Origin of the sequence: Streptomyces milbemycinicus (assembly GCF_002154605.1) — a bacterium.
GTDB classification, from domain to species: domain Bacteria; phylum Actinomycetota; class Actinomycetes; order Streptomycetales; family Streptomycetaceae; genus Streptomyces; species Streptomyces milbemycinicus.
The window spans coordinates 19,482-27,713 of the sequence record NZ_MUNE01000149.1; the positions used below are offsets into that span (position 1 = coordinate 19,482).

The following is an 8,232-nucleotide window of genomic DNA, read 5'->3' on the forward strand; positions in this document are numbered from 1 at the left end:
GAGATTCAGATGGAAAACGAAGACAAGCTCCGTTACTTTCTCAAGAGGGTGACCGCCGACCTTCATGAGACCCGGCAGCGCCTGCGCGAAGCCGAGTCCGGGCGGCATGAGCCGGTCGCCATCGTGGGCATGGGATGCCGCTTCCCGGGCGGAGTGGACGGCCCCGAGTCGCTGTGGGAGCTGCTGGCCGAGGGGCGGGACGCCATCTCGCCCTTCCCGGCCGACCGCGGCTGGGACACCGACGCGGTGTACGACCCGGAAGAGCGGCAACGGGGCACCTCCTACGTCCGCGAGGGCGGATTCCTCACGGATGTCGGGGGCTTCGACCCCGCCTTCTTCGGGATCTCCCCGCGCGAGGCGCTGGTGATGGACCCCCAGCAGCGGCTGCTGCTCGAAGTGTGCTGGGAGGCTCTGGAGAGAGCGCAGATCGACCCCCTGTCGCTGCGCGGCAGCCGTACCGGCGTGTTCGTCGGCAGCAACGGCCAGGGCTACGGCCGGCTCGCGGCCCGCAGCGAGGGCGCGGTGGACTACATGACCACCGCCACCACCTCCAGCGCGCTGTCCGGGCGGGTGTCATATGTACTGGGCCTCGAGGGCCCGGCGCTCACCGTGGACACCGCGTGCTCATCGTCCCTGGTCTCGCTGCACCTGGCCGCGCAGGCGCTGCGCCAGGGCGAGTGTTCGATCGCCCTGGCCGGCGGCGCGACGGTGATGGCCGACCCCGGCCTTTTCATCGGGTTCAGCAGGCAGGGCGGGCTGGCCGCGGACGGCCGCTGCCGTACCTTCGCGGCCGGGGCGAGCGGCACCGCGTGGGGGGAGGGCGCCGGGATCCTCGTGCTGGAGCGGCTCGCCGACGCCCGCACCAACGGGCATCGCGTACTCGCCGTGATCAGCGGCAGCGCGGTGAACCAGGACGGCGCGTCGAACGGCCTGACCGCGCCCAACGGGCCCGCGCAGGAGCGGGCCATCCTCGCCGCCCTGACGACTGCCGGGCTGACCACCGACGACGTGGACGCGGTCGAGGCGCATGGCACCGCCACCCCGCTGGGCGACCCGATCGAGGCCGAGGCGCTGCTGGCCACGTACGGCCAGGGCCGTACCGCCGATCCGCTGTGGCTCGGCTCGATCAAGTCCAACATGGGCCACACCCAGGCGGCCGCGGGCGTGGCGGGCGTCATGAAGATGGTGCTGGCCATCGAGCACGGACTGCTGCCGAAGTCGCTGCACATCGACGAGCCGACGCCCGCCGTGGACTGGACCGGCGGAGCGGTGTCGCTGCTGGCGGAGGCGCGCCCGTGGCCGCCGACCGGTCGGCCCCGCCGCGCCGGAGTGTCGTCCTTCGGGGTCAGCGGCACCAACGCACACCTCATCGTCGAGCAGGCCCCGCAGCCCGTAGAGCAATCCGTGACCGTAGAGCCGCCCGTGTCTGCCGAGCCATCCGCGCCCCCGGCGCTTGCCTCGGCCGCGGCGCCTCCCGTGCTCGCCTACCCGCTGTCGGCGCGTACCGGCCAGGCCCTGCGGGCACAGGCCGGTCGCCTGCTGGCACACCTGGACGCCCACCCCGACACTGCCACCGCCGATATCGGCCTGTCCCTGGCGACGACCCGGGCCGCGCTCCAGCACCGGGCGGCCGTGGTCGCCGCCGACCGTGACGAACTGCGGACCGCCCTGATCGCCCTCGCCGACGGCACACCCGCCCCCGGCGCGGTCCAGGGCGTCGCGGGCGACGGCCACCTGGCCTTCCTGTTCACCGGGCAGGGCGCGCAGCGCATCGGCATGGGCCTGGAACTCCGCCGCGGCCACCCCGTGTTCGCCGAGGCGTGGGACGCCGTGGCCGCCGAGCTGGACAAGCATCTCGACCACCCCTTGGACAGCGTCGTACACGGAACGGACCAGAGCCTCCTCGACCGGACGATGTATGCCCAAGCGGGCCTGTTCGCCCTGGAAGTGGCCCTGTTCCGGCTGCTGGAGTCCTGGGGGACACGCCCCGACTACCTCCTGGGCCATTCGATCGGCGAGCTCGCGGCTGCCCACGTGGCGGGGGTGTTCGACCTTCCCGACGCCTGTGCGCTGGTGGCCGCGCGCGGCCGGCTGATGCAGGCGCTGCCCGGGGACGGGGCGATGGTGGCGATGCGCGCCCGCGAGGACGAGGTGCTGCCGCTGCTGGACAAACGAGTGGCGGTCGCCGCGGTCAACGGGCCCGAGTCCGTGGTGGTCTCCGGTGACGCCGAGGCCGTCGACCGGATCGCGGACCACTTCCGCGCCCTGGGCCGCAAGACCAAGCGGCTCCAGGTGAGCCACGCCTTCCACTCTCCGCTGATGGAGCCGATGCTGGCCGACTTCGAGAAGGTCGCCCGCAGCCTGTCGTACGCGCCACCGGCCATCACCGTGATCTCCGATGTCACCGGCGAGGCGGCGAGCGCCGAGCAACTGGCCGACCCCGCGTACTGGGTCTCCCACATACGCCGGACGGTGCGCTTCCATGCCGGCGTCCGCTGGCTGGCCGACCGGGACGTCACCCGGTACGTCGAACTGGGCCCGGACGGAACACTCTCGGCGATGGCGCAGGAGTCCATCGGCCGGGAGAACGCGCTCTGCGTCCCCTTGCTGCGCGAGGGCCGCCCCGAGCCCAGGACCCTGCTCACCGCCGTGGCCCGGCTCCATGTGAACGGCGTGTCCCCCGACTGGGCCGCGGTCTTCGCCGGCTCCGGTGCACACCATGTCGAGCTGCCCACCTACGCCTTCCAGAACGAGCACTACTGGCTGAACCCGCCGCCCGAGGAGCCCGGCGCGGACCGGCTCGGACTCGCCCCGGCGCGACACCCGCTCCTCGGCGCCCGGCTGGCCCTGGCCGAGGACGACGGCCACGTCTTTACATGCCACCTGTCGACGCGCGCCACCCCCTGGCTCGCCGATCATGTGATCGCGGGTTCGGTGCTGTTCCCCGGTACGGCCTTCGTCGAGCTGGCCCTGCACGCCGGACACGAGGTCGGCTGCCCGCTGCTGGAAGAGCTCACCATCCACGCGCCCGTACCGCTGCCCGAGGGCGTCGGCGCCCGGCTGCAGCTCCTGGTGGGCGGCCCGGACGAGTCCGGCCGCAGGCCGCTGACCGTGTACGCACGCCCGGACGACGGGCCCGGCGACACGGACGACGGCGCCGAGTGGATCCGACACGCCGTGGGAACGCTCGCGCCGGGCGGGCAGGCCGCCGCCGAACCGCTCACGGCCTGGCCACCGGCCGGTGCGGACCCGATCGACCTCGACGGCTACTACGACCGGCTCGCGGAATCCGGCTCCGACTACGGTCCGGCGTTCCGGGGGCTGCGCGCCGCCTGGCGCCTGGGCGACCAGGTGTTCGCCGATATCGAGCTGGACCAGGAACACCACGCCGCGGCCGAGTCCTTCGGGGTGCACCCGGCGCTGCTGGACGCCGCCCTGCACGCCGTCGGCGGGCTGCGCCAGGACCAGGGGCCGGGCGCCCGGATCCCGTTCGCCTGGCAGGACGTGGCCCTGCACGCCGTCGGCGCGTCGTCCCTGCGGGTACGGCTGACCCCCACCGGCTCCGACGGCGTGTCGGTGCTGGCCGCCGACACGGCGGGCCAACCGGTCGCCACCATCGGCTCGCTGGTGCTGCGGCCCGCGTCCCCGGTCGACGGCGTGTCGCACCGTGGGCTGCGCGACTCGCTGTTCGGCGTCGACTGGCTGCCGGTGACCACCGGACCCGCCGGCGCCGGGGAATCACCGGCAGCCGGCGGGGACACACCAGCGGGCGGGGCCTGGGCGGTGATCGGCCCCGAGGGCACCGCCCTGGCCGACGCCGCCGATGTCCGGCACTCGACCCTGGCCGACCTCGCGGACGCGGTCGACGAGGGAGCGCCGGCCCCCGCGTACGTCCTCGTCGACCGCCCCGCACCGCCCGGCGATCTGCCGGCGGCGGTGCGCGAGGCGCTGTACGACACGCTCGCACTGGTCAAGGAATGGCTGGCCGACGACCGATTCGCCGCCTCCCGGCTCGTGGTGGTCACCCGTGCGGCCGTCTCCGCCCGGCCCGACGAGGACGTCGTGGCACCGGCGCTCGCCCCGGTGTGGGGGCTGCTGGCCTCGGCACAGGCCGAGCACCCGGGCCGGATCGTCCTGGCCGACCTGACCGGCGCCGATTGCGGACCGGACGACGTCGCGGCGCTGCGCGGCGCGCTGGCGTCCGGGGAACCCCGTATCGCCGTGCGCGGCGGTGAGGTCTACGCCCCCCGGCTGACGCGGCTCGCCGCCCCGCGCGAGGAGGCGGCGCCCTGGGCCGACGCGGCGGGCACCGTGCTCATCACCGGGGGCACCGGAGGCCTCGGCAGCCTGGTGGCACGTCATCTGGTGGCCCGACACGGCGTACGTCATCTGCTGCTGACCAGTCGACGCGGCCTCGACACGCCCGGCGCCACCCGGCTGCGCGACGAACTGGCCGCCGAAGGCGCACAGGTCACCGTCGCGGCCTGCGACGTATCCGACCGGGCCGCACTGGCGGACCTGCTCGACTCCGTACCGGCCGACCGGCCGCTCACGGCCGTGGTGCACACGGCGGGAGTGCTCGACGACGCGACCATCGAATCGCTCACCCCCGAGCGGGTCGACACCGTGCTGCGGCCCAAGGTCGACGCCGCGTGGAATCTGCACGAGCTCACCGGGGACCTGTCCGCCTTCGTCCTCTTCTCCGCGGCCGCCGGTCTCCTCGGCGGGCTCGGCCAGGGCAACTACGCGGCGGCCAACACCTTCCTCGACGCGCTCGCCGAGCACCGCCGGGCCCAGGGGCTGCCCGCCGTCTCCCTCGCCTGGGGCGCCTGGGAGCCCCAGGACGGAATGACCGGCACCCTCACCGACACCGACCTCGACCGGATGAGCCGCCACGGCACCCGGATGATCTCCGCCGAGCAGGGTCTTGAACTCCTCGATGCCGCGCTGGCCGCCGACCGTGCCGTGGTGGCGCCGTTCCGGCTCGACACGGCGACCCTCGAGAAGCTGTCCGACGTCCCGCCGCTCCTGCACCATCTCGTACGGGGCCCGGCGCGGCGCGCCGCACACCGCGGCGCGCCCGAACCCACGGAGCTCGCGGCCCGGCTCGCCGACGTCGCCGAGGCCGAACGGCCCCGCATCCTCCTCGAGCTGGTGCGCGGTCAGGTAGCCGCGGTCCTCGGATACGCGGCCACCTCCCAGATCGAGGAGGACCAGGCCTTCAAGGACCTCGGCTTCGACTCGCTCACCGCACTCGAACTGCGCAACGGCCTCAACGCGGCGACCGGGCTGCGGCTGTCCGCCACCTTGATCTTCGACTATCCGACGGTCCGCGAACTCGCCGGACATCTGCACGACGAGCTGATGGCACCCGGCAGCGCGGTGCACACCGCCGCGTCCGCGGCCGGGCCGGCGCGAGCGGTCGCGCCCGCGGACGACGACCCGATCGCCATCGTCTCGATGAGCTGCCGCTACCCCGGCGGCGTACGGTCGCCCGCCGACCTGTGGGACCTCGTCATCGCGGACCGGGAAGGGATCTGCGGGTTCCCCGACGACCGGGGCTGGAATCTGGAGTCCCTTTACGACGCCGACCCCGAACACCAGGGCACCACCTACACCCGGGAGGGCGGCTTCCTCGAGGACGCGGGCGCCTTCGACGCGGGCTTCTTCGGCATCTCGCCCCGTGAAGCGCTGGCCATGGACCCACAGCAACGGCTGCTGCTTGAGACCTCCTGGGAGGCACTGGAGCGGGCCGGGCTCGACCCGCTGTTCCTGCGCGGCAGCGACACCGGCGTCTTCGCCGGGATCATGTACCACGACTACGCGAGCGGCGACGCCGAGTTCCCCCCGGAGTCCCTGGGCTTCCTCGGCACCGGATCGGCCGGGAGTGTGCTCTCCGGCCGGATCTCCTACACCTTCGGGTTCCAGGGACCGGCGCTGACGGTGGACACCGCCTGCTCCTCGTCGCTGGTCGCGCTCCATCTCGCCACCCAGGCGCTGCGGCAGGGCGAGTGCTCCATGGCGCTCGCGGGCGGGGTGACGGTCATGGCCGGCCCGGAAACCTTCCTCGACTTCGGAGCGCAGGGCGGCCTGGCCGCCGACGGCCGCTGCAAGTCCTTCGCGGACGCCGCCGACGGGGTGAGCTGGGCCGAGGGGGTCGGCGTCGTGGTCCTGGAGCGGCTGTCCGACGCCCGCCGCAACGGCCACCCGGTGCTCGCCCTGGTCCGCGGCTCCGCCGTCAACCAGGACGGCGCGTCCAACGGCCTGACCGCACCCAACGGCCCCGCGCAGCAGCGCGTCATCCGGCAGGCCCTCGCGAGCGCCGGACTGTCGGCCGCCGACGTCGACGTGGTGGAAGGACACGGCACCGGCACCACGCTGGGCGACCCGATCGAGGCCCAGGCCCTACTGGCCACCTACGGACAGGACCGCGCCCCCGACCGGCCGCTGCTGCTGGGATCGATCAAGTCGAACCTCGGCCACACCCAGGCGGCCGCGGGGGTGGCCGGCGTGGTCAAGATGGTGCAGGCGATGCACCACGGCCTGCTGCCGCGCACCCTGCACGTGGACCAGCCGTCCTCCCATGTGGACTGGTCGGTCGGGGGCGTGGCGCTGCTCACCGAACCCACGCCGTGGCCGGAGACCGGCGGCCCGCGCCGCGCGGCGGTGTCCTCCTTCGGGATCAGCGGAACGAACGCACACATCATCCTGGAACAGGCGCCGCCGTCCCGGCAGGAGCTCGCGCGGCCCACCCCCGCCGTAGAGCGGCCGGAACCTGTTCTCGTGCCGTGGTTGCTGTCGGCCAAGACGCCGGAGGCGCTGCGGGCACAGGCGGCCGGGCTGCTGCCCATCGTGGCCGCGCCGGCTGACTCGGCCGACCCGGCTGACTCGGCTGATCCGGCTGACTCGGCTGATCCGGCCGACTCGGCTGATCCGCGCCCGCGTTCGCTGGACATCGGGTACTCATTGGCGATCTCGCGCTCGGCGTTCGAACACCGCGCGGTGGTCCTCGCCGAGGACGCGGCGGACGTCCGGCAGGCGCTGACCTCGCTGTCCTGCGGCGAGACCGCGGCCTCACTGGTCGTGGGCGACACGCGTGCGGGCGGCTCGACCGCATTCCTCTTCGCCGGACAAGGCTCTCAGCGGCTGGGGATGGGGCGGGAACTCGCCGACCGCTTCCCCGCGTTCGCCACCGCGCTGGACCTGGTGCTCGACGAACTGGACCGCCACCTTCTCCGACCCGTCCGGGAGGTGCTGTGGGGCTCGGACGACCAGCCGCTCGACCGCACGGACTTCGCCCAGGCCGCGCTCTTCGCCATCGAGGTGGCCCTGTTCCGGCTGGTGGAGTCGTGGGGGCTGCGGCCGGAGTACGTGGCGGGGCATTCGATCGGGGAGATCGCCGCCGCGCATGTGGCCGGTGTCCTGTCCCTCGCGGACGCCTGTGTTCTGGTGGCGGCCCGTGGCTGGCTGATGTCCGAACTGCCCTCCGGCGGCGCGATGGTGGCCCTGCAGGCGGCGGAGGACGAGGTGTCCGGCCTGGTCGGTGACCGGGTGAGCATCGCCGCGGTCAACGGCCCCCGGTCGGTGGTGATGTCCGGCGACAAGGACGTGATCGACGAGATCGCGGCGCGGTTCGGCGCCGAGGGGCGCAGGACCCGCATGCTGCGGGTGTCGCATGCGTTCCACTCGGTGCTGATGGAGCCGATGCTCGACCGGTTCCGGGCTGTGGCCGAGGGGCTGACCTACCACGCGCCCACGATCCCGTTCGTCTCAAGCGTCACGGGCACGGCCGCAGGCCCGGAAGACCTCTGCTCCGCCGAGTACTGGGTGCGGCATGTCCGGGCCACCGTACGGTTCGCCGACACCGTCCGCTTCCTGGCCGGCCAGGGCGTCTCGCGCTTTGTGGAGCTGGGCCCGGACGGGTCCTTGAGCGCGGCGGCCCAGGAGTCGGTGGCCTCCGATGCGGCGGTGTTCGTCCCCCTCGTACGCAAGGACCGGCCGGAGCCCGCCGCCGCGCTCACCGCCCTCGGACGACTGTATGCACACGGTGCGCCGGTGGACTGGTCCGCGTTCTTCGCGGACAGCGGCGCCCGGCGGATCGACCTGCCCACCTATCCGTTCCAGCACGAGCGCTACTGGGCCAAGAGGCGGCGTGGTGTGGGTGATCCGGTGTCGTTGGGGTTGGGTGTGGTGGGGCATCCGGTGTTGGGTGCGGTGGTGGTGTCTGCGGGT

Annotated in this window: 1 protein-coding gene; it reads left to right on the top strand. The window is 73.6% G+C overall.

Going from position 1 to position 8,232, the window contains the following annotated elements; all coding sequences use genetic code 11:
* Positions 1–9: 9 nt before the first annotated feature.
* A partial coding sequence (locus tag CCN51_RS13900; RefSeq protein WP_086859592.1) for a type I polyketide synthase occupies positions 10–8,232 on the top strand: 8,223 nt, incomplete at its 3' end.